General features: G+C 62.1%; 31 protein-coding genes. 20 read left to right on the top strand and 11 right to left on the bottom strand.

The features are described from left to right. The first annotated feature begins 94 nt into the window (after positions 1-94). From C5748_RS09675 to C5748_RS09700, 6 genes are all read left to right on the top strand, one after another. Entirely contained in the window at positions 95-571 is a 477-nt protein-coding gene (locus C5748_RS09675) for a hypothetical protein (protein WP_105741745.1), read from the top strand. Continuing rightward, positions 568-1455, top strand: coding sequence for a DUF7007 domain-containing protein (locus C5748_RS09680; RefSeq protein ID WP_105741746.1), 888 nt, complete (start codon positions 568-570; stop codon positions 1453-1455). The genes C5748_RS09675 and C5748_RS09680 overlap by 4 nt, the downstream gene beginning before the upstream one ends. Continuing rightward, entirely contained in the window at positions 1452-1793 is a 342-nt protein-coding gene (locus C5748_RS09685) for a hypothetical protein (protein ID WP_105741747.1), read from the top strand. The genes C5748_RS09680 and C5748_RS09685 overlap by 4 nt, the downstream gene beginning before the upstream one ends. A gap of 34 nt (positions 1794-1827) precedes the next feature. After that, on the top strand, positions 1828-2223 hold the full coding sequence (locus C5748_RS09690; RefSeq protein WP_105741748.1) for a hypothetical protein: 396 nt from the start codon (positions 1828-1830) through the stop codon (positions 2221-2223). 1 nt (position 2224) lies between these two features. After that, entirely contained in the window at positions 2225-2458 is a 234-nt protein-coding gene (locus C5748_RS09695; RefSeq protein ID WP_105741749.1) for a hypothetical protein, read from the top strand. Between the two features lie 102 nt (positions 2459-2560). Beyond that, positions 2561-2863 carry a DUF7673 family protein gene (locus C5748_RS09700; protein ID WP_105741750.1) on the top strand — a complete coding sequence of 101 codons (303 nt, stop codon included), beginning with the start codon at positions 2561-2563 and terminating at the stop codon, positions 2861-2863. 12 nt (positions 2864-2875) lie between these two features. Here C5748_RS09700 and C5748_RS09705 read toward each other — a convergent pair whose 3' ends face one another. Then, a complete protein-coding gene (locus C5748_RS09705) occupies positions 2876-3184 on the bottom strand; it encodes an alkylphosphonate utilization protein (RefSeq protein ID WP_105741751.1) in 309 nt (102 codons plus the stop codon). Between the two features lie 520 nt (positions 3185-3704). On the opposite strand from C5748_RS09705, the gene C5748_RS09710 reads away from it, so the two are divergent. From C5748_RS09710 to C5748_RS09720, 3 genes are all read left to right on the top strand, one after another. Next, positions 3705-4292: a hypothetical protein gene (locus tag C5748_RS09710; protein WP_105741752.1), complete on the top strand. Its 588-nt coding sequence runs from the start codon at positions 3705-3707 to the stop codon at positions 4290-4292. 112 nt (positions 4293-4404) lie between these two features. After that, the gene (locus C5748_RS09715) at positions 4405-4650 is read left to right on the top strand and encodes a type II toxin-antitoxin system VapB family antitoxin (protein WP_105741958.1); all 246 of its coding nucleotides are present in this window, start codon (positions 4405-4407) and stop codon (positions 4648-4650) included. Beyond that, positions 4650-5054, top strand: coding sequence for a type II toxin-antitoxin system VapC family toxin (locus C5748_RS09720; protein WP_105741753.1), 405 nt, complete (start codon positions 4650-4652; stop codon positions 5052-5054). Before C5748_RS09715 ends, C5748_RS09720 begins: the two co-directional genes overlap by 1 nt. Before the next feature lie 113 nt (positions 5055-5167). Here C5748_RS09720 and C5748_RS09725 read toward each other — a convergent pair whose 3' ends face one another. Further along, positions 5168-5998: a hypothetical protein gene (locus C5748_RS09725; RefSeq protein WP_105741754.1), complete on the bottom strand. Its 831-nt coding sequence runs from the start codon at positions 5996-5998 to the stop codon at positions 5168-5170. Between the two features lie 329 nt (positions 5999-6327). Between C5748_RS09725 and C5748_RS09730 the strand changes: the two genes are divergently transcribed. The 4 genes from C5748_RS09730 (at position 6328) to C5748_RS28555 (ending at position 9888) form a co-directional block, all read left to right on the top strand. After that, complete coding sequence (locus tag C5748_RS09730) at positions 6328-7254, top strand: ArdC family protein (protein WP_105741755.1); 927 nt, start codon at positions 6328-6330, stop codon at positions 7252-7254. After that, a complete protein-coding gene (locus C5748_RS09735; protein WP_105741756.1) occupies positions 7254-8117 on the top strand; it encodes an adenine nucleotide alpha hydrolase family protein in 864 nt (287 codons plus the stop codon). The genes C5748_RS09730 and C5748_RS09735 overlap by 1 nt, the downstream gene beginning before the upstream one ends. A 670-nt stretch (positions 8118-8787) precedes the next feature. After that, a complete protein-coding gene (locus C5748_RS09750) occupies positions 8788-9099 on the top strand; it encodes a DUF736 domain-containing protein (RefSeq protein WP_105741758.1) in 312 nt (103 codons plus the stop codon). 624 nt (positions 9100-9723) lie between these two features. Beyond that, complete coding sequence (locus tag C5748_RS28555; protein WP_199194751.1) at positions 9724-9888, top strand: hypothetical protein; 165 nt, start codon at positions 9724-9726, stop codon at positions 9886-9888. Between the two features lie 85 nt (positions 9889-9973). Here the strand turns inward: C5748_RS28555 and C5748_RS09760 are convergent, their stop codons facing one another. Together C5748_RS09760 and C5748_RS09765 are read right to left on the bottom strand one after the other, a co-directional pair. Continuing rightward, on the bottom strand, positions 9974-10252 hold the full coding sequence (locus tag C5748_RS09760) for an HU family DNA-binding protein (RefSeq protein WP_105741759.1): 279 nt from the start codon (positions 10250-10252) through the stop codon (positions 9974-9976). A gap of 157 nt (positions 10253-10409) precedes the next feature. Further along, on the bottom strand, positions 10410-10652 hold the full coding sequence (locus tag C5748_RS09765) for a WGR domain-containing protein (RefSeq protein WP_105741760.1): 243 nt from the start codon (positions 10650-10652) through the stop codon (positions 10410-10412). 566 nt (positions 10653-11218) lie between these two features. Here C5748_RS09765 and C5748_RS09770 point away from each other — a divergent pair. From C5748_RS09770 to C5748_RS09785, 3 genes are all read left to right on the top strand, one after another. Further along, a complete protein-coding gene (locus tag C5748_RS09770) occupies positions 11219-11677 on the top strand; it encodes a hypothetical protein (protein WP_146119499.1) in 459 nt (152 codons plus the stop codon). A gap of 312 nt (positions 11678-11989) precedes the next feature. After that, positions 11990-12532 (top strand): hypothetical protein, encoded by a 543-nt coding sequence (locus tag C5748_RS09775; protein ID WP_105741762.1) that lies wholly within the window; start codon positions 11990-11992, stop codon positions 12530-12532. A gap of 445 nt (positions 12533-12977) precedes the next feature. Next, positions 12978-13352, top strand: a complete 375-nt coding sequence (locus C5748_RS09785; RefSeq protein WP_105741764.1) for a hypothetical protein — start codon at positions 12978-12980, stop codon at positions 13350-13352. A 241-nt stretch (positions 13353-13593) separates the two neighbouring features. Here C5748_RS09785 and C5748_RS09790 read toward each other — a convergent pair whose 3' ends face one another. From C5748_RS09790 to traC, 4 genes are read right to left on the bottom strand one after another with little or no spacing between them, the layout of a single operon-like run. Beyond that, the gene (locus C5748_RS09790; RefSeq protein ID WP_245428946.1) at positions 13594-14097 is read right to left on the bottom strand and encodes a thermonuclease family protein; all 504 of its coding nucleotides are present in this window, start codon (positions 14095-14097) and stop codon (positions 13594-13596) included. Next, a complete protein-coding gene (gene traG / locus C5748_RS09795) occupies positions 14094-16019 on the bottom strand; it encodes a Ti-type conjugative transfer system protein TraG (RefSeq protein ID WP_105741765.1) in 1926 nt (641 codons plus the stop codon). Before traG ends, C5748_RS09790 begins: the two co-directional genes overlap by 4 nt. Then, positions 16006-16221, bottom strand: a complete 216-nt coding sequence (gene traD, locus C5748_RS09800; protein WP_105741766.1) for a conjugal transfer protein TraD — start codon at positions 16219-16221, stop codon at positions 16006-16008. Before traD ends, traG begins: the two co-directional genes overlap by 14 nt. 4 nt (positions 16222-16225) lie before the next feature. Next, a complete protein-coding gene (traC, locus tag C5748_RS09805) occupies positions 16226-16489 on the bottom strand; it encodes a conjugal transfer protein TraC (RefSeq protein WP_105741767.1) in 264 nt (87 codons plus the stop codon). 257 nt (positions 16490-16746) lie between these two features. On the opposite strand from traC, the gene traA reads away from it, so the two are divergent. From traA to C5748_RS09825, 4 genes are read left to right on the top strand one after another with little or no spacing between them, the layout of a single operon-like run. Continuing rightward, positions 16747-20325 (top strand): Ti-type conjugative transfer relaxase TraA, encoded by a 3579-nt coding sequence (gene traA / locus C5748_RS09810; protein ID WP_105741768.1) that lies wholly within the window; start codon positions 16747-16749, stop codon positions 20323-20325. After that, positions 20322-20852 (top strand): conjugative transfer signal peptidase TraF, encoded by a 531-nt coding sequence (gene traF / locus C5748_RS09815; protein WP_105741769.1) that lies wholly within the window; start codon positions 20322-20324, stop codon positions 20850-20852. The genes traA and traF overlap by 4 nt, the downstream gene beginning before the upstream one ends. Then, positions 20842-22008, top strand: a complete 1167-nt coding sequence (locus C5748_RS09820; protein ID WP_245428949.1) for a conjugal transfer protein TraB — start codon at positions 20842-20844, stop codon at positions 22006-22008. The genes traF and C5748_RS09820 overlap by 11 nt, the downstream gene beginning before the upstream one ends. Before the next feature lie 10 nt (positions 22009-22018). Beyond that, the gene (locus C5748_RS09825) at positions 22019-22678 is read left to right on the top strand and encodes a lysozyme family protein (protein WP_105741771.1); all 660 of its coding nucleotides are present in this window, start codon (positions 22019-22021) and stop codon (positions 22676-22678) included. A gap of 333 nt (positions 22679-23011) precedes the next feature. On the opposite strand, the gene C5748_RS09830 is transcribed toward C5748_RS09825, so the two are convergent. The 3 genes from C5748_RS09830 to C5748_RS09840 are packed head-to-tail and all read right to left on the bottom strand — an operon-like array spanning position 23012 to position 25184. Beyond that, a complete protein-coding gene (locus C5748_RS09830) occupies positions 23012-23740 on the bottom strand; it encodes an amino acid ABC transporter ATP-binding protein (protein ID WP_105741772.1) in 729 nt (242 codons plus the stop codon). After that, positions 23737-24483 carry an amino acid ABC transporter permease gene (locus C5748_RS09835; RefSeq protein ID WP_105741773.1) on the bottom strand — a complete coding sequence of 249 codons (747 nt, stop codon included), beginning with the start codon at positions 24481-24483 and terminating at the stop codon, positions 23737-23739. Before C5748_RS09835 ends, C5748_RS09830 begins: the two co-directional genes overlap by 4 nt. A gap of 2 nt (positions 24484-24485) precedes the next feature. After that, complete coding sequence (locus C5748_RS09840) at positions 24486-25184, bottom strand: amino acid ABC transporter permease (protein ID WP_105741774.1); 699 nt, start codon at positions 25182-25184, stop codon at positions 24486-24488. Positions 25185-25199 lie beyond the last annotated feature (15 nt).

The following is a 25199-nucleotide window of genomic DNA, read 5'->3' on the forward strand; positions in this document are numbered from 1 at the left end:
ACCGGCCTCTTCTTATCCCTCCGAACGATCATCCCGCCGCCGGCACATCGCCGGCGGCGGCTTTGTTTCCACCAACCATCATGAGGAGCGCCCAATGTCCGCGCAATTGATTTATGACCTCGTTCCCCTCGGTTCGACCTTGGTTTACACCGATGGTTCCCCACGCCCGCCAGAGCGGCATCGCAAGAAGCTCGCCGTCTGGGAAACCCGCAATAGCGGTGGTCGTCTAATCCGCAAGCAGGCCGAGGCCCGGGTTGGCAACACGGTGCTGCCCGCCTCGATCACCCTGCACAAGGGCGACTATGGCAATCAGGGCACCATCGTCTTGCGTGTTCACCAGACGTTTTCGGTAAACAGCGACCTGAAGTTCGCGGTTAAGGAGCGACCAGCCATCGGCTCCGTGCTTGTGCTCGCCCGCCCCGGTGACGATGCCGAGCTCGTCCATCTTGCCGCCAACCGCGCGGACGCCGAGGAATGGCTCACGCGCCACGGCTATCCGCGGGCGGTGTTCCGCGAGATCACCGCCGATACGGTCGCGGCGGACGCAGTTGAGGGGAGGGCGGCGGCATGAGCGCGCTCCTGTACCAGACCCAGGACGTTGAAGCCCCCGAATTCCCGGGGGCGTCTTTTGGTCGAAGCGCCGAGGGTCTGATCGTTGCTCTTGTCGGAGAAACAGCGTTCGCAATGCTGCCCGGTCGCGATGGAAAGTTCTTCCTCGCCACTGGCTGGAACCTGCGCCGCCCGATGCAGGAATGGACGCGCAGCGATTTCTTTGGCCATGGTGGCGAACTGGCCGACGAGGCGGCGTTCCGGATGCGGGTCGACGAGAATGCCGAACACCAGCGCGAGAAGCGTGCGCTCGACCGTCGGGAGATGCACTCCACCGCAAACACGCCGTGGGGACGATCGCAGGGAGCGACGGTCTACGCTGAAGGCGTCGTCTGCCATTCGACGGCCGGGCATGGAGGGATCCACCTCTCCGGCGTGCGCAACCGCAAGGTACATGACATGCTGCGGGCCGCCGGCGGATGGTACGAAGAGGACGCCGCGTGGGCGATTGTCGCGATCACCTATCCGCACCTTTTCACCAGCTTCGAGCGGCGCTGTGCCGAGCGCACATTGAAGGATAGCTGGCCGGACGGCTGGGAGAATATCTTTGGCACTGTCCTGCAACCCGGCGAATCCCGCAGCAAGGACGAGCGAGCGTTTCTCAAGGAGCACGCCGCCGACTGGATCGTGAGATCGGCAATCTACTCAGATCATCGGACCGGCTTCACCGAAGTCGTCGCGACACTGGGCGGCAGGCATAGTCCCGGCACGGAGGAACGCCGCTTCCTTATCCCGTCCGATGAGTATCAGGTCGGCCGCTTCGGCTTTGTCGTCGATCCCGAACGCCATGCCGTCTATTCCGGACCGTCCAGCTTCATCGGCTGGCGGGGCAGGGTGGCGTCATGACGGTTTCGCCCGATCTCGGCCTGCGGACACGGCTCCTCCGGATGGAGGACGCTCGCCGGCAGACGCAGCATCAGCTCGCCATGATCGACCGGCAGATCACGCGGCGCATAACTGCGATGGTTCCGCTCATCGGCCGCAGGCAGATCGGTTATCGCCGGGGCAAAGCCCCGGAGCCCGCCGCCTTCCTCGAGCGGTATCGCTCGAACCTCGCCGCCATCACGGCGGAGCGCCAGCCGGAAATCGACGCCCTGTCCCGCAAGCTCGCGCGGCAGGATGCGGCAATCGCTGCGCTGCGCGCGCGGCTGGAGCCTGCCAGCCCGCAGCTGATGCGGGCGTAACCACTCCGGCAGTACAAATCGAATGGAGCATGCCATGCCGTTCTTCACGGTGGAAACCACATATCATTTGCCGGTGTATCGCCGGCGCACATACGAGGCCGCGAGTGCCGACGACGCTTGCCGTGTCGCCATATCGGACGACGGATGGGAGGACGCCAAGGAGGATGTCGACACATCCGGCGAGACCTATGTCACCGGCCTGTGGAAGGGACGGCAGGCTTACGCCGTTCCGGACATCCCTATCCCGGAACGGTTTGACGAGACCGTTCAGCGCAAGGCGGAGATGTTCAGCATCCTACTCGCGCTGCTGAGAGAACCTGCGCAGAAAATGGGCCTGTCGCAGCATGATTTCGAGCGATGGCTGCCGCGCGCGCAAACGGCGATTGCCAGGGCCGACGCCATCGTCGGCAATCCCGCGGAGGGCGAATGAGATGGCCGCCCCCGACGATTTCATGGCCGGTCACTACGTTGCGACCGCCACGGTCAACAGCACCCGGAGGAATCTCTTCTATTTTGCTCCCGGGCAAGAGCGTCATATCGCGACGCTTGTCGGTGGCTCGCGGACGCGGATTGCCGAGTTCGACGCTGATTGCCAACGGATTGTTCGCGCGCTTGCACATTACGATGCGCAGAACGCCCATAACGACGACAAGGGGGAGAGTTGAACCCAGCCATACGGCCGGTCTGGAGACGAAGTTTGTGGCAGGGACCACCGTGCAAAATCGTCAAAGTTGGGCTACCATGCCCCGGACACTGAGGAACCCGTCATGGACGACAAGGCACGCGCCGCTTTCGAGCGCCTCCTGAAAATCGCCAAAAGCGACACCGGGCAGGCCCGACGCGTTGCGAACTTCATCCTCGCCTGGTGGAACGCGGACAGTCTTGGCGGCTTCGATATCGCCGATCTGTTTGCGGTCGACACGCAGATAGCCACCGACATGGCGACGGTGTTCTCCTGGCTCTCCCAGCAGAACGAAGCGGTCTATCCGTCGGAATACCGTGCCGCCATCGAAGCCGTGATCGCAGAATGGCGCCCTGACATATGGGCAAAGGCGCAGGAACCGGCGTAGCACCGTCTTGCATCAGCGCTTGCGCACGAACTCGGTGCGCAGCACCAGCCCTTTGATCGCGTCATGCCGACAGTCGATCTCTTCGGGATTATCGGTCAGCCGGATCGTTTTGATCACTGTGCCCTGCTTCAGGGTCTGGCCCGCGCCCTTGACCTTGAGGTCCTTCACGAGGACGACGGAATCGCCGTCGGCGAGCACGTTGCCGGCAGTATCGCGCACCTCGACCTGCCCGGCGGAAGCTGCAATGGCAGCCATCTCCGAAGCCGGTCGCCATTCTCCTGTCACCTCGTCATAGACGTAGTCGTCATTCTGATCTGTCATTGCTGCCCTCGCTGCGGAATTGAACATCGTGCGCCGTCAGTCAGACGTGGGAGCAGGCCGAATATCTGATCCGCAGCGGCGGACCGGCGCAGGTCATCTATACCAGCCGGAACCGGTGATCAAATTGCTGGCGTTCCTCGCGCAGCTTCGCGGGCTAGCGGATTGTCTGGGTGGAGCGGATCGAACTGGCGCTCATCCTTCCGCATGCCGGTTGTCCGTGACCATCCCTTGCCGGTCTTGCCGGCGGGTTTGCTGCGGTCTGAACCAGCGGCTGGCCGCTTCAAGGCCGCTGACGCGCCGCCGAGCGGCCGGAACCCGCCGATCTCGGCAAGGCCGGCCCGCGTCCTGCGCAGGGACCAGTGAAGAACTGGCCCCCGCTTGTCCGCAAGCCAACCTCGCTCGCCTGACAGGCCCCGGACCCTGAAGCGTCCAGCTTCCGCCGGTTCCTTTTGACCGCACCCGCAGGCAAGACCGGCAAGGGCCGGATCACCTGAAGGGCATCGCTAGAAAGGTAAGCTCAATGTCCAGTTCAACCCGCTCCACCAAGACCAAGGCTCGCGTCGTCCAGATTCGCAAGGGCACGACCCTCGAAATGGTGAGGCTCTGCTGCCCGGACGGCACCCAGGCCTCCCTCATCTCCGAAAGCTTCGGCCTTCCCGTCCTTGACAGCGACGGTATCCGCTCGTTCCACGAGCGCAGCCTGATCGAAGGCGCCGACACACTCTCCGAGGGACTTTCAGACAAGGCGATGCAGATCCACCTGCAACGGATCGTTGGCTCCTATGTCGGCTCCGCCTACGGGGCAGGCCAGTTCTACTCCAAGGCCGTCACCGAGGCCAAGGACGCCACGGCGAAGCTCGCCAACGACGATCGCGACGAGGATCGTGGCGGCCCGGTGGGCTTTGACAGCAATGCCCAGCGCAAGCGCGAGTTTGCCGCCGACATGGGCATCCAGGCCCACGCCCTACGCACGGCGGCCGAGGGGGCCGTTGCGGCCTACGAGCACATCGTCGGCGAAAGCTGGAAGCCCTACGAGCGGCAGGTCGAGAATCCCGGCCAGACCGTCAGCCGCCAGGCGGCCGATCTGCAAATGGCCGCACTCGGCTAACAGACCCGGGTGGAGCTTCGGCTCCGCCCAATCTTCTTTCCATCGTCCTCATCTTGCGAATGTAGATAATATCATCTACATTCATTATGGAAATATCTACATGGAGGCAGCGATGCCGATCAACGTCAATAATCCGGAGGCCGATGCGCTGACGCGCAAGTTCGCCCGGATGGCCGGCGTCAACATCACCGACGCCATTGTCATCGCCATGAAAGAGGCGATCGAACGGCGGCGCAACGCGGAAACCCCGCTGCAGACCGCTGCAAGGGTGCGCGAAAAACACGGCATCATGCTTCGGGACGAGGCGAGGACACCGCTGCCCAGGGAAGCTTTCGACGAAATGTGGGACGAAAGCTGATGTTCGTCGACGCCTGCGCCATCATCGCACTCTTGTCCGACGAGCCTGAGGCGCAGCGGGTGTCCGATGCGCTCGCCGGCGCGCAGAAGCGGTTGACCTCGCCGGTTGCCGTGCTGGAAGCTGCGCTCGGCCTCGCGCGGCCGGACAAGTTCGGGATCTCGGTCGAAGCCGTCGAGCCGATCATCCTGGAATTTCTGGAGGCGCGCGGGATCGAAATTCGCGACCTGCCGCCGGCGAAGCGTACCACCAGCCTGGCCTTGTCGGCAGCGCACCGGTTTCGCGCCGGTCGCCATGGCCTCAATCTTGGCGATTGCCTCCACTATGCCTGCGCCAAATACTACCGTGTGCCGATCCTGGCGACAGCCGATGAGTTCCGGCAGACGGATCTTGAGACGGTGCCCTGAACAGGGTTTAAAGCTGGAAATGCGGACCTGGGACAAGTGGCTTCTTGGGGGAAGGCCTCCCCAATCATCATCTCGCCGATTTTTGTAGGCCCGTCCTCTCCACCTATACGATCTTAACCGGCGATCTCGGCTTTCATGCCGGCAATATCCGCGTTCAGGCGCTCCATCTGCTGGTCGAACCATTCCCCGCTGGCGTTGCCGTAATACGGCTTGTTGAAGCCAAACAGCGAATTGGCCTTTATCGTCTGATTGACCAGGGTTTCGAGATGCTTGCCGGCCAATGCCCGGATCTGGGTGATTGTTGCTTCCTTGCAGATTTCGGGAGCCGAACGATAAGCCCATACGGAGTTGCGGGCCTTCTCCTTGGCGGATGCCTGATTGAGAAGCCATTCATCACAAAGAGGGGCGGCAGTGCTTACGCGGTCATCGATTGAGGCGACGAAGCTCCGGTATTCGGCGCGCGCTGCTTCTAGCTCGGCTTCGGCCTGAGCCAGGCTTTCCGCCTTCTCCCGTTCGCGCTTTTCCTCGGCTGCCACGCGATTGGCCTCATCGCTCGTTTCCTTCAGCTTCGTGATGCGTTCCGCCAGGTCCTTGTTTTCGAAACTCTCAAGCGTGAAGCCCAACGGGTTCCTGCTTTCGTCCTTGAGGCGCTCCGCGAATTCCTGACGGCAACCAGTCTTGAAGGCGCCGAGCATTTCCGCGGGCATGTCCTTGTAGATATCGGCATCGAGGCCGGAAAGCACACGAACACATTCAACGGCTGAGCGCGGAATGCTCAGGGGACTGTCGGAGCCGAGAAATGAAGATGATGAACCGATGATCTCCAGCAATTGTTGGTCGGTTGCTTCGGGGACGCTATCGCTGCAGGCGACAAGGAAGGGAGCAATACAAGCCGCTACAACGGCATTGCGGACGGCTTCGGCAGAAACAGGCATATCGAACAACGCATCAGTCCTCGGGCAAATCAAGATTCAGGTGAACCCTGATATAGCCTTGGGCATTTCCGCACTCAACCCATACCGCCTGACCATGACTGGTAATTCAGTGAGAGCGGCAAGCGAGCCCGCACCACTCGCGGCTGTCACGAATGTTGGTCCTGCTCCGGTCCTCGGCCCGCGAAACGGCTGCGCCGTCCTCCACTGACGTTGCGGCCCGCCTACAACATCCCTCTTTCCTCCGATTGCTCTCGAGCGGGTTCGCGAATCTGCGGTCCTGCGCTTGCGGACCTCGTGACAGCCGCGACTGGCGCGGCCTCGAATGGAGATTCAAGGAAATGAGCAGGAAAGAGAGCAAACCCCGCGTCGACATCTACGCGAAGATCACCGACCGCATCGTCGCGGATTTGGAGAAGGGAGTGCGTCCGTGGGTGAAGCCATGGAGCGCAACGAACACCACCGGGCGTATCACGCGCCCGCTGCGCCACAACGGCTTGCCGTATCAGGGAATCAACACGCTGCTCCTCTGGTCCGAGGCGGTTGCTCGAGGCTTTGTCTCTCCGACCTGGATGACATTCAAACAGGGCGTCGAACTGGGCGGCCATGTCCGCAAGGGCGAGACCGGCTCGATGGTGGTCTATGCCAACCGCTTCACCCGCACCGAAACCGATGCCAGTGGCGAGGAGGTCGAGCGCGGCATCCCCTTCCTCAAGGCCTATACGGTGTTCTGCGCCGACCAGATCGAGGGTCTTCCCGCACAGTACTACGGCAATCCCGCGCCAGTGGCCGATCCGGTGGAGCGAATCGAGCATGCGGATGCCTTCTTCGCCAATACCGGGGCGGTCATCCGGCACGGCGGCGACAAGGCCTATTTCAATCCGGCGCTCGATGTGGTGCAAATGCCGCCGTTCGAGAGTTTCCGCGACGCACCGGGTTATTATGCGACCCTCGGACATGAAATGACCCATTGGGTCGGCTCGGAGAAGCGACTTGATCGCAATCTCTCACGTTATCACAAGGATCGCTCGTTCAGAGCCCACGAAGAACTTGTGGCCGATTTGGGCGGCTGCTTTTTAGCCGCTGATCTCGGCATCGTGCCCGAGTTGGAGCCGCGGCCCGATCATGCGAGTTACCTTGCCAGTTGGTTAGAAATTCTCAAGAACGAGAAGCGTTTCATCTTCGCTGCGGCTGCGCATGCCCAACGTGCGGTCAACTATCTGCATGATCTCCAGCCGAATGCGACGCGGGTCGCGGAGGCTGCGTGATGCTGCATTCTCCGGTCAACCTCGGGGGTGGCACTGAGCCATCCCCCATCCGCCTACGTGTGCTCAGCCTCGGTGCCGGGGTTCAATCCACTACCCTTGCTCTGATGGCCGCCCATGGGCATTTCGGCTCTGTAGATTGTGCGATTTTTGCCGATACCGGCTGGGAGCCGGCCGCAGTTTACGAGCATCTGCACTGGCTGATGTCGCCAAACGTCCTGCCGTTCCCGGTGCACACCGTATCGGCCGGCAATCTTCGGGAAAGCCTGCTTGCCGCGGGCGATGGCAAGCGATGGGCATCGATCCCTGCCTTCACGCGAACCGTCGACCGGCGCGGCAATGTCTCGATCGGCATGATACGCCGGCAATGCACGACCTCTGCGAAGATTGAACCGATCCGCCGCAAGGTGCGGGAACTGGCCGGTCTCACCCGCAAACGCTCCCCGAAATACCCGGTCGTTCACCAGTGGCTCGGGATTTCGATGGACGAGGTCGTGCGCATGAAGCCAAGCCGCGAGGCCTGGCAGCTCAACCGCTTTCCTCTCATCGAGCAACGTATGACGAGGAAAGACTGCCTCGACTGGCTGAAAAGTCATGGCTATCCGAAACCGCCGAAGAGCGCGTGCATCGGATGCCCCTACCATAGTGACGCCATGTGGCGATCCATGCGAAGCAACGACCGGGCGGCGTGGGACGACGCCGTGGAGGTGGATCGGGCGATCCGGACCGGTCTTCGGGGTATACGTGGCGACGTCTTCCTGCATCGCTCCGGCGTTCCCCTGGAAGAGGCCGATCTGTCAACCGCCACCGATCACGGCCAGCTCGACCTCTGGCCGAACGAATGTGAAGGTATGTGCGGCTTGTAGTTACGGGCCCGGCAATTTCGGTGGCTTCGACACTCTGGCGGGTGGCTGCCGGCTGGAGGCCCGCCTTGCGTCCGAACACTGTTCGGGCGGTGAACCGGAGAGCCGAGCCAGATCAACCGGCCGTACCGGCGTCCAGCTCGAAGATGGGAATTTCCGTGACCTTGAAGCGGCCGTGCCTGCTTGAAGGGGCAGTCGCCGGATCCTCGGAGTTTCGCCAGTCGGCCGGTCGTCGTTCGACCGATAGGAGACGGCGGCCGCCTCTCTTGCCGGATGAGGTGGGCTGTCGTAACGCGATGACACTTACCAGGTGGGGCCGAGATTGATCGCGCTTCATCGTGGCCGCGGTGAAAGTCGTCAGGTCGATGAGGTCGCCTGTCGTCTGCCCGGTGGTTTCATGAAAGGGCGCAACCAACTGCGTCCTCGATGTGGCTGGTCTGACCGAAGGCCGTCTTCGCTTCGCTGCGCCTCGTTCTCAAACCCGCAACAGCCGGTCGCGGCTTTCTTCCCCTGCTGGCTTCGCCATCATTCCGCGCGGAACAAGAAAGCCTCGCCCTGGCTGCCCTTCACTCTCGTTGCGGCCCCTGCGGGGTGCGGGCCGATCGCCTCCGGTCCATCGACCGCCATCGAGGTCGCGATGGTCGCGGCCCGAGAAACTCACGGAGACGACATCATGGCTACCATCGGTTCTTTCGCTTCTTCGGGCAACGGCTTCAGCGGCTCGATCAAAACTCTTAACCTCAACGTCAAGGCCAAGCTGGTCCGCATCGACAATCCCTCCGACAAGGGCCCCCACTTCCGCATCCTCGCCGGAGCGAATGTCGAGCTCGGCGCCGCCTGGCAGAAGGTCTCCGCGGAAGGCCGCGACTACCTCTCGGTCAAGCTGGACGACCCGAGCTTCCCTGCACCGATCTACGCCACCCTGATCGAGGTGGAAGGCGAGGAAGGCCTGCAGCTGATCTGGTCTCGCCCCAACCGGGACTGATCGCCTCGAACAGAGGGCTCCGCCGCACGGGCGGGGCCTTCGGCCTTTCCAGGAAAAACGCCGGCAGCCGGAAGGAACGAAAAATGACCGACATTACACAGGCAGCATCCCGCCGCGAGCATCCGGACGATATCGCCATCTGGCCCGACGGGACCTGGGGCGCATATCGGAGATGTCCGCAACGGCGAATACCACTACATGTCCGACGATTACGAGGTCGTGCCCATCGAAGACATTGCCCGGCTCTCCGAACTGGGATTTGCCGACGAATTTTTCGCCTGACGTCCAGATTGAGATTTGTGAACCGCCCGCCTGATTTTCCACTTGCACCGGCGCTGTGGCGTCCGCCAGCAGGGCCTTCCTCGCCTAATGGAAGCCGGAACCAGGCATCGAGCCTGCTTCCGGCTTTTTTGTACCCTCGGTGCGTGTGGAACCGGGGTCTGCTCAGATCGTCCAAGCCTGCCATGCCGGCCCGAAGGCATCAAGGACGAGCGGTTCCCCCAAAATGCTGGCGCATTTCGGCTCCCCCACTCGCCGGCTCCGCCGGTCGCTTCGCGATCCCTGACCCCTCCGGTCCGGCATGACAGCCGAGGTCGTCTTTCACCAACATCAAGGAGACGACCAATGTCGATCGATCAACATATCGAGGAATTGAAAGCTGAAGGCCGGAACGCGGTGTATCCCGATGAACGCCGCGAGATCGAGGCGGAACTGGCCAAGGCGATTGCGGAGCGGGACCGACTTCTCGCTGACGCCTACGGGCCATTCTTCGGCGAGCCTCCCTTTTAGGGAGGCTTTTTCATCAGCGCCGCATTGGCTTTGTGCGGCGCTGATCGACCTCTGAATCGGGGCCGAACATATGTCAGCCCTCGGCTCAGCCGTTGAGGGCATCCTTGATCGCCTTCGCCGGTGTGAAGGTCAACTTTTTCGACGCCGCAATCTTGATTGTTGCACCAGTCGAAGGGTTCCGGCCTTCGCGTTCCGGGGTGTCTTTAATCTTGAATTTGCCAAATCCGGGCACGCTGGTTTCAGCGCCGCTCTTGGCCGCGTCCACCATCTGGTGGAACACGCTCTCGACGATCGTCTTGGCCTGAGCTTTCGTCAGGCTCTGCTCGGCTGCGATCTTGTCGGCAATCTCATTCGTTGTTGTCATTGTAATACCTTTGTGTTGGAAAGCCCCAATCCACCTATGGCAACGAAATCCTTCCTTCGGAAGAGGCCGGCCGTCCTGTCATCCGCGAGAATCCACTGAAAACGACCGGATTTCATGGATTGGAGGCGGTTTCGGCATCTGCGCTTCCTGAGCCGGCTCAATCCCGATAGCCGCGCCGCCGCTTGGTCCGCTCCAGTTTCGCCATTGTTGTCTCAGCGTCTTCGGCCTGATCGAAGGTTTCCATCATGGACTGGCCGTTCGTGCCGATCCGGCCCCAGTTGCGGATGACGGACGCGCCGCCGAACAATGTCGGCTGGATGGCGAGCGTATAGAACCGGCGCATATTCTGCGACGGGTCGATGCGGCGAAGATGAACCGGACCTGTCTCCTCGTTCTCCATGGCTGGAGTCTCGCTTCCTTTGGTAGCGGCGTCCAACGCATTTCGTGAATCGCTCGGGCATGACCGATTCATTTCAGTGATGCCCCGGTGCGGTCAGATGCGGGTTCCCTACAGCATGGTCGTGTCGTGCCGGTACGATAATTTTCGACCGGAGTGATTGGGCACGCCGCTCGGGGAGCGGACGGCCCTACTTGCGACGCAAGGCGGCGCTTACGGAGCCCGCAAGCGGTCTCTGCCATTCGGTGACGATCCTCACGCAACGCTTCGATGGCACAGAAAAACGGGCAAGGTCTGCATCGCGTATGGGATCGTACAGGACCGGCTGGTCACCGGATACGGACCGCGCCCTTTGGGCGCGGGGTCTTCCTCTGAACGTCCTAGTGTACGCCAGCCCATCCGGCGTCAATGACGGCGCGGCGCCTCCAATTTTCTGCCGGCACCCTGGCGGGCGCCTCCAAAAAAATGGGCACCTCCGCTTGCCGCGAGACGACCGCGTTCCGCGGTCATTGACCCCTCTGGTCTACAGCGTGGGCTCCTTGCCGTCAGAAAGACGAAAGGAGTTCATGATGACAAACATCTTCAATCCATACTCGCGTCTCGGCAGCGTCGAAGCGATCCGCCACAAAGTCCTTGTCCGACTCGATCGGTGCCGGACGGAGTTTGCCCGGGCCATGCACGTCAGGCTTCTGGAGATGCTCGATGAAATGCGCGTCGATATCGAGAGCGAGCTTCCGATATGGATCGAGCTGGACGCAAACCGGCACAAGTCGGAGTCGGACGCATTCCTCTTCGAGCTCTACTTCGAGCGCCCGTGCTGCGATCAGCGCTGGATCAACGAAGGGCCGATCTCCGTTCTCGAAGAGATCAGCGTCCTTGTTCACGGAGACGAGCCTGGCATCGTCTGCGGCGTGACGCTGGATCACACTCTGGTCCCGGCGTCCGAGCTCGACGGCCTTGATGAAATCTTCGCCGAAATCGGCGTGCATTTCATTGCCGCGCGGGTCAAGCACAACGCTGCGGCGTAGGAGACCTTCCTGTCCGACGCTCGGGGAGACGGCTTTGGTCGCCTTCCTGAATTCGATCTCGCATATCGGGTAGCGCTATTGCCGGCTGGTCGCCGGATACGGTCGCGTCCCCTGGCGGGGTCGCGGGCCTGATCTACCTCTGACGTTCTATTGTGCACCCGCCACTCCGGCGTCAAGGACGAGCGGTTCCCCCAAAATGCTATCGCATTTCGGCTCCCCCACCCGCCGCCTCCGGCGGTCGCTCACGCGATCCCTGACCCCTCGCGCCTACGGTGCGGGCACCTTTCGTCAGAAACGAAAGGAGACCTTCCTATGAATTCCTCGCAAACGCTCAACCTCATTGTGAAGCTCGCTGGCTTCAAGCTCCTCGTGCGGGCCAACCGCTTCGGTTGCGACAGCAATTTCGCACGGGAGACCCATGATTACGTCATCACCGTCCTCGACGGTTTCCGCGCGGAGCTGGCCGAATTGATCCACCTCGCATGCGAAGCCCGACGCGAAACCGATCCGGACGAGCAGGATGACCTCATCTACCATCTGCTTCAACGTCAGAATGCAACGGAGCGCCACTGGTACGATTGCCAACCTCTCGAGGTCGGTGGATGGAACCGCTCGGAACCCGATGGTTCATTTCGAAATCCCGTCACGGGGAAAGCCGAGTCCGCTGAAATTCCACGCGTCATCGATATCCCCCGAGAAAGCTTGTGTGGTCTGCCCGCCATTCTTGATGACGTCGAGATCGAGTGTGGAATAGCTTTCACCTACGACATGGTCATTTACAAGCCGAGGCCGCGGAACCCGGAGGCGACGAAGACGATGCCGGCTTTCGACCCCGACGCGGAAATCCCGTGGTAACGGCAACCAGGGAGGCGGCGCTGTCGCCTTCCCTTTTCTTTCCGGATGCTTTTGCTCTGGCGGATATGGTGCGTGGGACGTCTAACCGGATCGACCGGCCCGCAGTCCTCTATGAGAGGGGGAAGCCGCCCTCTCAAGCTCTCCCCGGAGGGGGCAGGGCAAGCCCCGCCCCCTCCAACTCCCCCACCCCTGGAAAGGGGTGGTCCACCCCCTTCCAGACCTTCCCCATCCATAATGTCGCGGCCCTGGTCGGGGCCGCGGACTATCTCTCTCTGACTGTGCATTTTGCACCCGCCACTCCGGCGTCAAGGACGAGCGGTTCCTCCAAAATGCTGACGCATTTCGGCTCCCCCACTCGCCGCCGCTGGCGGTCGCTTCGCGATCCCTGACTCCTCGCGCCTACGGTGCGGACGCCTTCCGTCAGAAGGACGAAAGGAGACTTGTCATGACTCAACGGAAAATCATCACCATAGACGGCGGCAGCGCAGAATACTGGAGACAGCGGAAGCTGGGCTTCTGGCTGATCCGTGAGGCAGAGCGCGCCGCGAAGCGACTGGCCGATGCGCCGATGTATCTGCACGGCGGCTACGATGAAGAGGGAGACGTCATCGCCATCGAAAACCTTGGGCCCTACGATGACATGGAGGATGCCATCCGGGCGATTGAGAGCAACGAGACCGCAGTGAGCATCCTCGTTGCGCAGGGCCGCACCGAGATCGGCAACAATCCGATCAACGTTGTCATCCGCCAATTGCTGCCGCACGACGGGCACAACGAGGATCCCGTCAGCAACCCGTTGTGCGGGCCAGACACCGACTGACCTTCAGGAGAGAGGCGGCCTTTGCCGCCTCTCTCCTTGCATTGATGCTGGGAGCCAGGCCAACCGGTTCGACCGGTTGGCCTGGCTATGAAAGGGGGGCAAGCCGCCCCTCTCAACCTCACCCCATGAAGGAAGGGCAAAGCCCCTCCTTCAAACATCCTCCCATGGGGGAAGGAGGGACGGTGTCCCTCCACCTCCTTCCCCCAAAACCCCCATCCTCCTCTCCCTGACGTTGCGTCTATCAGTTGCACCAGGTCAGGCGAGGCCCATCCCAGTTTCGGGCAAGCCCCTCCTTGACCAGCATCTCGCCAAGCGACCGGTCGTCACGGGAAACCACGCGCAGTTTTCGCCCGAAGCGATCCTCGTCGCGCCATCCCGCAGCGAGCGAAAACGAGCCATCATTCATGAGTTCGAGCAGTCTTCGCTTTGCCGCTTCGCCGGCCCGGCGCTCCGCTGGGCAGTTCGGCTCCGAAATCTCCGGTGCGTCGATATCGGCGATGCGAATCTTCGCACTCTCGAACCAGAACGTGTCACCATCGACGATGCAGTTCGCGCTGATTGGACCGGTGCAGACCGCGAATTCCGCCCTGTGCGGATCCCTGACCGGAGGATAAAAGATAGAGGGCGGTGGAACGTCAAACTGTGCAGGCCGCTCTGGCCTGCCGAACTCATCGCTAAACACCACATATCCAAGTCCGGCTGCCACCAGCACCCCGATAGAAAGCAGGATCGTCCTTGGCGTCACGCGTCCGCCTCCGTTCGGTGGAATCGGTTCTGGCCGGTGACGGCTTTCATATCACCACGCCGGAACCAGATGGCGCGTCCACAGCGCAGTGGCGCATTGCCGGCGGTGAACACGATCTGCTCATCACTGCGCATGCGCAGCACTTCGTCCGGCAGGATTAACGGTCGCGCGGCAAGCTGCTTCGACCGCGTACGCGACGATCCGGACATCTGCGATGACCGGCTCAGCTGATCGACCTCGACTGTCGTGTTGCCGCAGCGGCGCGAAATGTAGTCGGCCGTCTCCGGATCGTTGATCGCGGCAAACGACACCCATGATGCGCTCTCGAACCATTTGCTGGTCGCATCGCGCCCGCCATAGGTTTCGCGCATCTGGCCGATCGACTGGAACAGCAGCAACAGGCTGATGCCATATTTGCGACCGGCATCCCGCGCGGTCTCCAGAATCCGGAGATATCCCAGACGCGCCACCTCATCGAGGAGAAACAGCGTGCGCCCCTTCACCTCACCATTGCGGTTGTAGATCGCGTTGAGCAGCGCGCCGATGATGGTGCGGGCCAGACCCGGATGCGCCTCCAGCGTCTTCAGGTCGAGATTGACGAAGATGTCCGTCTTGCCATCGGCAATGTCGTCGGTCGCGAAGCTCGATCCCGACACCAGCGCGGCATAGTTCGGATAGCTTAGCCAATGAGTTTCCTTGACGGCATTGGCGTAAACGCCGGAGAAGGTTTCCGGCGTCATGGCGATGAACGGCGCGACATTCTCCTTCACGAAGTCGGATTCCGAATTGTCGTATATCCTTTGAAGCCGCTCGCGCAGCTTCGGCTCGGGCTCCGAAAGGTTTGCCCGCATCTGCCGCAGATGCTGATCTTCTTTTTCCGTATGTCCTGACAGGCAGACATCCGCGATGAGCGCGGTGATGAGCTGCAGCGCTGAGGCGCGGAAGAAGTCGTCGCGGATCGAGGTTGAGCGTCCGGTATCGGTCACCACCCAATTGGCGACGGCCACGACATCTTCTTCCCTGGTGCCGCCGAACCGTCCGATCCAGTCGAGAACGTTGAATCCTGTTTCCGCGCTTTTCGGATCGAGGACATGCATGTGTCGGCCGGCGGCGCGCCGGTGGGCGATCACCATTGGCGCGACCTCGTTGGACGGGTCGAGCGCGACCAGTCCGCCGCCCCATTTGAGCGCTGTCGGGATCGTCACCGATGTCGTCTTGAAGCCGCCGGAGCCGGCGAAGACGAGGCCGTGAGTCGAGCCGAATGAGGCGTCGAAACACAGAAGTGGCGACCTGCCACCGGCGCCCCATGTCTCCCGGTCGTCGGCGCGGAAACCACGATCCGCAACACTGTCATTGTCGACGCGGTAGCCTTCACCGATGACGATGCCGCCAGTTTGAGGAAACAGGCGCCTGGCCTCGTTGAGCGTCATCCAGTTGGCCTCTCCATGGATGGCGCGCTTGCCGCTCACGCGGCGCGGCGTTGCTGTGGCGAAGGCCGCATTGCCGCGCATGGCGACGCGCGCAGCAAAGGCGCCCGCGACGGCGGCGAGGATCGCACCCATCCCAGTTGCAGGATCGGCATAGTTGAGGATGCTGCCGCCGGCAGGGATGGCGTCAGCGAATGCGGCGAGCCTGCCGATCTCCCTCATCCCGGCGATCAGAATAGTCGCGACCGCGCCGATCAGCACGCCGAGGCCGGCCGTCCTGATCGCGATAGCGCCCTTCGCCGCAAACAGGAACACGATGCCGGTCGCTGCCGATATGGCATAAGGCAGGGCAATCCCGATCCGGCCGAGCATGAGCTGCGCTTCTTCGGTCGAGCCGAAGCGCGCAAGCCATTGCTCGATGCCCGCGAACATGAAGACCGTGGTGAGCATCAGCACGACAGGCGCAAAGAGCACGGTGATCCTAGTCGGGGTCATTGGCGAAGGCCTTTTCCCCGATCGCCAGCAGGCGCGCACGCTCTGCGTTATCGGCCTTTATGCGGCTCGCGCCGTCGATTAAAAGGCCGAGCAGCAGCGCGCGCTTCTCATAGCGCAGGCCCGCCTTGGCGATCAGACCGCCGAGCTGGATCTTTTCGTGCGCGTCCTTCTTCCGGGCTTGTGTCTGGCTGGCCTGTCGCATGCGCTCAAGCCTCGCCAGCCTGCCCCGAAGCCGCGCCAGATGCGACCGGCGTGGGCGCTGTCTTGCCCGTGCGCCCGCCCCCCTTGCGAAACGTTGCGGCGATCTCCTCGAACGCGGCCTGAAGGGCTATGTCCTCAATCTCGACATCGCCAAGGCCCGCCTTGAGGGCAACACGCCCAATGCGTTCCGCCTCGCGTGTTTCGGCTTGCTTCAGCTGTTCCTGCAGCTTTGCAATCTCTTCCCTGATCCTTGACGATGGCTTCTTCATTCCGGTTGTCCTTCCTCATGACAAACAGGCTTGTTTGATCATGAGGGTGAACGATGGGCGCGCTTTGCGCGACCTATCGGATTTGACAGGTCGGCGAAGCCGACGCTTTGAGAGATCATCCCTGCGTTCCGAAGGAATGCACCAAGGGCGCAGTAATACGTCGCTGACGCGACGTGCCTGCGCCCCGGCCCCTGAGAAGGGGCGGGCTGACCTGCGGAACCCGTGTCCGGTTCAACCGCAGGGAGCCCGTCGCCGCCGTGGCCATCACGCATTTCACGCCACAGATCATCGGGCGCGCCGATGGGCGCAGCGCCGTGCTGTCGGCGGCGTATCGCCACTGCGCGAAAATGGAACATGAGGCCGAAGCGCGCGTGGTCGATTACACCCATAAGCGCGGGCTGGGGCATGAGGAGTTCCTGCTGCCGGCCGATGCGCCCGAATGGGCGCGTGCGTTGATCGCCGACCGCTCGGTTGCAGGTGCGGTGGAAGCCTTCTGGAATAGCGTTGAGGCCTTCGAAAAACGCGCCGACGCGCAGTTCGCCAAGGAGTTCATCATCGCTCTGCCGGTCGAACTGACGAAGGCGCAGAACGTCGCGCTCATGCGCCAGTTCGTGTTCGAGCAGGTCCTGGCGCGGGGACAGGTTGCCGACTGGGTCATCCATGACGAGCCTGGCAATCCGCACGCCCATCTGATGACCACCCTGCGACCGCTGACCGAGAAAGGGTTCGGAGGCAAGAAGGTTGCCGTAATCGGTTCCGACGGAGAGCCCGTCCGCACGAAATCTGGCAAGATCCAGTACCGGCTCTGGGCCGGCGAGAAGGCCGAATTCCTCCAGCAAAGGCGGGCTTGGCTCGATCTCCAGAACCAGCATCTGGCGCTTGCCGGCCTCGACCTCCGTGTTGATGGGCGTTCCTACGCCGAGCGCGGTATCGACATTGTGCCCACCACCCATATCGGTGTTGCCGCAATGGCAATCCTGCGAAAAGCAAGGATAGTCGGGCGCAAGCCGGAGCTCGAACAACTCCAGCAGCATGAAGCTCGCCGGGAGATCAATGCTTCCCGCATCGTTGCGCGGCCCGAACTCGTGCTCGACATTGTCAGCCAGGAAAAAAGCGTATTCGACGAACGCGACATCGCCAAGGTGCTGCATCGCTATATCGATGACGCGGTCACGTTCCAGCAGCTCATGCTGCGTGTTCCGCAGAGCCCGCAATGCCTCCGGCTCGATGTCGAAACAGTCGACCTCTCCACCGGCGCGCGAGTGCCGGCGAAGCTGACAACGCGCGAGATGGTCCGGCTGGAATCCGAGATGGTCAATCGCGCGCGGTTCCTCGCTCGGGCAAAGTCGCATGGGGTTCGGAGACAAGTGCTGAGGGGAATTTCCGAGAGCCATTCGCGTTTGTCGGACGAGCAGCGCGTGGCGATCGGGCATGTGGCGAGCAGCACGCGCATTGCAGCCGTGGTCGGACGAGCCGGCGCAGGCAAGACCACGATGATGAAGGCGGCACGCGAGGCGTGGGAAACGGCAGGCTATCGCGTGGTCGGCGGCGCGCTCGCCGGCAAGGCGGCCGAGGGGCTCGAGAAGGAAGCGGGGATCACCTCGCGCACGCTCGCTTCCTGGGAGCTCGCCTGGCAGCGGGGCAGGGACCAGATCGACGACAAGACCGTCTTCGTCCTCGACGAGGCCGGCATGGTTGCCTCGCGCCAGATGGCGGAGATCGTCGAAACCGTGACAAAGGCAGGGGCTAAACTCGTCCTTGTCGGCGACCCGGACCAGCTGCAGCCGATTGAGGCGGGCGCAGCTTTCCGCGCCATTGCCGATCGTATCGGCTATGCCGAACTCGGCACCATCTATCGCCAGCGCAACAGTTGGATGAGAACGGCGTCGATGGATCTTGCCCGCGGCGACGTCAGTAGCGCCATCGGCGCTTATGACAAAGCCGGCCTGGTACAAACCGGGTGGACCCGCGACGAGGCAATCGAAAAGCTGATCGCCGACTGGAACCACGATTACGATCCAGACAAGTCCTCGCTCATCCTCGCCTATCTGCGCCGTGATGTGCGCACCCTCAACGAACTGGCCCGCGCCAGGCTGGTCGAACGCGGCCTTGTCCAGGAGGGCTTTGTCTTCCGGACGGAAGATGGCGAGCGGATGTTTTCGGCCGGCGACCGCATCGTGCTTCTCAGGAATGAGGGATCGCTCGGCGTCAAAAACGGCATGTTGGCGAAAGTCGTCGAGGCGGGACCGGGCCGGCTCGTGGCTGAAATCGGTGAGGGCGGCGCTACGCGTCGGATCGAGATTGATCAGCGCTCCTACCGCAATGTCGACCATGGCTATGCAACGACGATCCACAAGAGCCAGGGCGCGACCGTCGATGATGTGCGCGTGCTCGCCTCGCGGCACATGGATCGGCATCTGACCTATGTGGCGCTGACACGTCATCGCGATGACGCCCGTTTCTATGTTGGTGTGAACGAGTTCACCAAACGCGGCGGCGTCGTGGTCGAGCATGGCGTTGCCCCCTTCGAGAACAATCCGAAAAACCGCGACAGTTATTTCGTGACGCTCGATATGGGCGAGGGCAAGCGAAGCACGATCTGGGGCGTCGACCTCGAACGCGCAATCAAGGCGGCCGACGTGCAGATCGGCGATCGCATCGGGCTGGAACACAAGGGGTCTGAAAAGCTGAAGTTGCCTGACGGCAAGCAGGTCGAGCGGCATTCCTGGGAGGTTGTCGATATACGGGCCATTGCCGTCTCACGGCTGACCGAACGCCTTTCACGCGATGGCGCCAAAGAGACGACTCTCGATTATACCGGTGGTCGGCTCTCCAGACAGGTTCTCAGCTTTGCCGAGACCCGCGGCCTCCATCTCATGCGCGTGGCCCGTACCCTGATACGTGACCGGCTTGAGTGGACGCTTCGCCAGAAAGAACGCCTCGCCGCTCTTGGCCAGCAGCTTCGTGCCGTCGGCGCCCGGCTGGGCCTTGTCGAAAAGTCAGTTCTCCAAAATCCCCGGACAGCAGGAAAGGTCGAACCCATGGTCAAGGGCGTCACAACCTTCGCCCTGTCGATCAACGAGAGGGCGGAGCAGAAGCTCCGGTCGGATCCGGCGCTCAGCAATCAATGGAACGAGTTCTCGGACCGCATTCGCCTGATCTATGCCGATCCGGAAGCTGCTTTCCGCGCCATGCGGTTCGAGATGGTTCTCGCCGACCGCGCAGAGGCAAAGGAGCGCATGGACCAGCTCGAGCGCGACCCGATGTCGTTCGGACCGTTGCGCGGCAGGGATGGCTTCCTCGCCGGCAAGGCGGACCGCGAGGACCGACAGGTCGCTGAGGTTAACGTGCCCGCGCTGCGCCGTGACGTCGAGCGCTATCTTGCCATGCGCGAGATGAAGCTGAACACCCTGACGGCCGGGGTGAGAGCCGAGCGGCAGCGGCTGTCGATCGACATACCTGCTTTGTCGCCGTCGGCGGCTATCGTCCTGGAAAAGGTCCGTGACGCCATCGATCGCAACGACCTTCCCGCAGCGCTTGGATTTGCGCTCGCGGATCGCATGGCCAAGGCCGAAATCGACGCCTTCAACAAGAAGGTCGCCGAGCGGTTCGGCGAGCGGACCTTCCTGTCCAGATCGGCCAAGGAAGCGGCAGGTCACGCGTTCGAGAACGCTGCCGCCGGCATGACATCGGACGCAAAGCAAAAGCTCGTTTCCGCCTGGCCGGTCATGCGTGCCGGCCAACAGCTTGCGGCGCACGAGCGGACGACGCAGGTGCTGAAGGAAACCGAGGCTCTGCGCCAATCGCAGCGGCAAGCTTCGGTGCTGAAGCCATGAGGCGGAGGAAGGCATTGGCCATAGTGACCGTCAGCGCTGTCGGCCTCGCGGGCATCGCCGCCGGCGGGTGGCTGGGCGGCTACCGGATCAATTTCACGCCGAGCTATCCGCTCGGCCTCTGGCGGGTCGAGACACTCGACCGGGAGGTCAAGGTCGGAGATCGTATCTTCATCTGTCCGCCACGGATCCAGGACTTCGTTATGGCCCGCGAGCGGGGATATGTGCGGACCGGTCTGTGCCCAGGCTGGTTGTCGCCGCTCATCAAGTCGGTCGTCGCGGGTCCAGGACAGCGCGTCGATATCGGCCGAAGCATCGAGATCGATGGCAAAGCCCTTGCCCGATCCGAAGTCCGATCGCTGGATGCCCAGGGCAGGGCGCTCGAGCCATATGACGGCGGCATCGTGCCGCCGGATCATCTTTTCCTCCATTCAGAATTCGCAGGTTCCTATGACTCGAGATATTTCGGGCCGATCCCGGCCGACGGTGTTCTGGGGCTTGCCCGTCCGGTATTCACTTTTGATCCGTGAGCCGCTGAGATCGATCGCGCTGGTTTGCGCCGCCGTCCTTGTTGGGCTTGTCGGCTGGAGCGGCAATCCGCTCACCCTTCCGGTCGCAATGTTCTTTCCGGCACTATGGGCCTTCTCGCCTTCGAGGCTGGTAACGGCCGCGATATCGGCCGGATATTTCCTCGCCGCCGCGCGTGGCCTGCCGGAGGGTGTCGCGAACTTTTACGGCAGCGGTCTCGGCGCGGGTTTTGCGCTCTGGTTCGCCGCGGCGAGCGGCTTCGTAATTGTCCATACTGCGCTCTGGACGGCGCGGCCAGGATGGGGAAGGGCGCTCCGCTACTGCATCGCGGCCGTGGCAATGAGCGTGCCGCCCTTCGGGATCGCTGGGTGGGCCCATCCGATAACCGCAGCGGGGGTCGTATTCCCCGGATGGGGCTGGTTCGGCCTCGCGGTGGCAGCGATCGGCCTGTTGGTCATAACGTCCAAGGCCTGGCCGATCGCGACACTTGTCCTGGGAGGACTGTGTCTGTGGTCCGCCGCAATGTGGACGCCGCCCGATATGCCTCAAGGTTGGGTCGGTGTCGACACCACATTCCGTGGCGAGAGCGGGCAATATGCGGACTATGCCCAGCAGATCGAAACCATTGAACTGATCAAGGCCGCCGCAGGCGAGGGAGCGAAGGTGATCGTGCTGCCCGAGAGCGCTGCCGGGATATGGACACCGACAGCGGCCCATCTGTGGACGCGCGAGCTCACCGGCCTCGATGTCACCGTGAACGCCGGCGCCATCATCGTGAACGAGACGGGCTACGACAACGTCATGATGGAGATCACCGGCGAAGGCATAAGCGTTCTCTATTCCGAGAGAATGCCGGTCCCGGTCTCCATGTGGCAGCCATGGCTGGCATGGACAGGCGCGCCGGCCGGTGCCCGGGCACATTTCTTCGCCAATCCGCTTGTCGACCTCGCCGGAAGGAGAGTGGCGCCGCTCATTTGTTACGAGCAGCTCATCATCTGGCCGATCTTGCAGTCGGCGTTCCACCCCCCTGACGTGATCGTCGCGACCGGCAATGGCTGGTGGACCGACAACACCAACATCGTCGCAATTCAGAAAGCGAGCGCCCAGGCCTGGGCGCGCCTCTTCAACCTGCCTTTGGTTATGGCATTCAATCTCTAGGAGGTCGACAGTGATCGATGCAGAGCTTGTCCAGCAGTGTGCCAACCCCAGATTGGCGGTTGAGATCGTGCAGCAATTCGTGGAAACGATCGGCGTCAACGACCACCTGGCCGTAACGGTCAGTCAGGGCGACCGCACCATACTCGTGCCTAGGCCAACCACGGTCGACGAAGCCGTCCGTGTGACCCGCGAGTGGATCGGCAAGGCAAATGTTCGCGTCGGGTTGACCCAATACCCGGCCGGTCTGGGCGTCACGGATCCGGAGCAGATCGATCAAAACCTCTTCGCTACCTGCCACAATCTGCGCGTGGGGACCGAGCTCTTCGGCAAGGTCTATCGAATTGGCACCAAATGGTACGGAAATCCCCGGCCGGAGGCATTCGATGATGCGATCTGGGCCTATGGCACCGGCTGGTTCGAGGGCGAGCAAGTCTTCTACGCCGCCGATCCCACAGATGTCGAAGTTGCCATACCGGACCGCGCGGACAGAAAGGATGGAGCCGAGCTAGGCGCAAGTGCATCTGCTTTGGCGACTGAGGACCTTCCGGACGAGCCTGTCGCCGCTGAAGATCCCAACAGCGCAGGCATCAGGATCGATCTGTCAAGGATCAACGCGCAGCAGGTTTCGGGGGATCGACTAATGCTGAACAGCGGCTCCGGACCTCGTTAAATGCGGCCGGAGCGCGACGTTAGCCCAGGAATTCACGATCGAACGCCGCGTAGAAGTCACCAATCCCCTGTTTAGCCAGTCCACTGTGCATGACGGGTTCCGACCGCATCTCGGCCATTCGCGGTAACACTGATCGCGCCTGAAACCGGACCTTGGACGTGACCGTCTACTACAGGCAAGGCGAGCTTAACGCCTATATGCGGAATGTCTTGGACATCATCCAGCGAAGCTGCGACTTCAGGGAGCGCAACAACTCCGCATACTGAAGACGCAAAAGTCGGTCGGCGAGCGATGTCGTTTGGCGCAAGCAAGACCGAAGCCATGCTTCGGGAATTAGTGCCTTAGGTCAGCCAGAAAGCGTTGCGCGCGCGGGTGCTTGGGACTTGAGAAGAACTCGTCCGGCTTCGCGTCCTCCAGAAGGCCCCCCTTGTCTAAGAACCAAACGCGGTCAGCGACTTCGCGCGCAAAGCCCATCTCGTGGGTGACGCACATCATGGTGATGCCCGTATGCGCCAGATCCTTGATGACAGCCAGCACCTCCCCGACCATCTCCGGATCGAGCGCAGAAGTCGGCTCGTCGAACAGGATGATTGGCGGATCCATTGCCAGCGAACGCGCAATGGCGACGCGCTGGCTCTGACCGCCGGACAGCTGAGCGGGATAGGAGCCGGCCTTGTCCTCGAGGCCGACGCGCGCAAGAAGCGTCCGCGCTTTTTCCTCAGCCTGTGCGCGGCTCATTCCGCGGAGCTTGCGAGGCGCCAACATGATGTTGTCCATCACACTCATGTGCGGAAACAGGTTGAACTGCTGGAAAACAAACCCGATGTCCCTCCGCAGGCGGTTGACGTTCGCCGTCTTGGCATGGGTCTCCTGCCCGTTGACGGTGATCGTTCCGCTGTTGATCGGTTCAAGGCGGTTGATCGTGCGGATCAGCGTAGTTTTGCCCGACCCGGAAGGGCCGCAGAGGACGACCACCTCACCCTTGTTCACCTCGGCAGTGATATCAGTTAAGACCTTAAGGTGTGGCCCGTACCACTTATTGACTTTGTCGAAGCGGATCATGGCATCGATTCCGTGGTCAGAGGATTTGTCTGGGGTTGCGCTTGGAGCTCTCCGGGTCTGCCTTGGCGGCGGCGCGCGATACGCTGTTCGAGCCAGCGTGCCGATTGCGTCAGCGCAAAGCAGACGATGAAGTAGGTGATAGCGAGGATCGTGAAGACCTCGACGGGCTGAACGAGGAGCTGGCTGTTCAGCTGGGCTGCCGCATAGGTGAACTCGTTGACCGAGATCACGTAGCCAAGCGACGTTTCCTTGATCAGCGAGACGAACTGCCCGATAAGAGCCGGCAGGGAGTTGTAGAGCGCCTGCGGCAGTATCACGAGCGTCAGCGTCCGGAAGTAACCGAAGCCGAGCGATCGCGACGCTTCCTCTTGCCCCCTCGGCAGGGCCTGAATACCCGCGCGGATAACCTCGGCAAGATAGGCGCTTTCATAGAGCACCAACGCGCCAACGAGCGTCCAAAAGCCGCTGAGCGGCCGCCCCATGAGGAGCGGCAGCGCAAAATAGCTCCAGAAGAGAACCATCAAGAATGGCATGCCCCGGACTACGTGGACAACGCCGGCTGCTGGCAGGCTCGCCCACCTGAACGGGCTGATGCGCGCTATCGCAAGAAGCAAGGCGATGGGGAACGCCAGCGTCAGTCCGGCGACCGCCAGCAAGAGCGTCGCGACGATGCCTCCCAAGGGTCCGTTCGGGTACTGGCCTACGAGAAGCAGCGTCCAATTGTTCTGGATGATCTCCAACATGGCTACCGCGCTCCCATCCCGAAGCGGCGTTCGGCGAGGTTGCCTGCCGCCATGATGATGAATGAGAACAGAAGATATAAGCCTGTGGCGACCAGGAAGATCTCGAAGGTACGGAACGTGTCGCTGTCGATCTGGCGCGTCTGGTACGTCAGTTCATGGACACCGATGGCCATGGCAATGGATGTGTTCTTGAAGAGTAGCAGCGAGTGGTTCACCAGCGGCGGGATTGACAGGCGCAGTGCCTGCGGAACGACGATGTACCACATCGTCTGGATGTAGTTGAAACCGAACGAGCGTCCTGCCTCGTACTGGGTTAGGGGAACCGCACGCAGCCCGCTCCGCAGCGCTTCGGAGATGTAGGCCGCGTGGCAGAGCGCGATCGCGATCATTGCGAGGATGAACTCGCTGTTGTTGCGGTTCAGCCAGTCTCGCCAGGCTTCCGGAAGGCCTTCCGGCATGGCGAAGTACCAGAAGAGGACCTGCACGAGCAGCGGAATGTTCTGGTGGATCTCTACGAAGGCGGCGACCATCCAGACGGCGGGCCTGAAGTTCGTCGCCCGCAGCACGGCCAGGGCAGTGCCTACCAAGAACGCGAGCACCCACGCGCCAGCAGCCAGCAACAGCGTGACGCGAATGCCGGCCAGAAGCCATCCAACGTATTGATCCGTCAGGACAGCCGAGAAATCGAACTCATAGCCCATGGCAATCCCCTGTAT

It is taken from the genome of Phyllobacterium phragmitis, from assembly GCF_002980495.1.
Taxonomy (GTDB): Bacteria; Pseudomonadota; Alphaproteobacteria; order Rhizobiales; family Rhizobiaceae; genus Paramesorhizobium; species Paramesorhizobium phragmitis.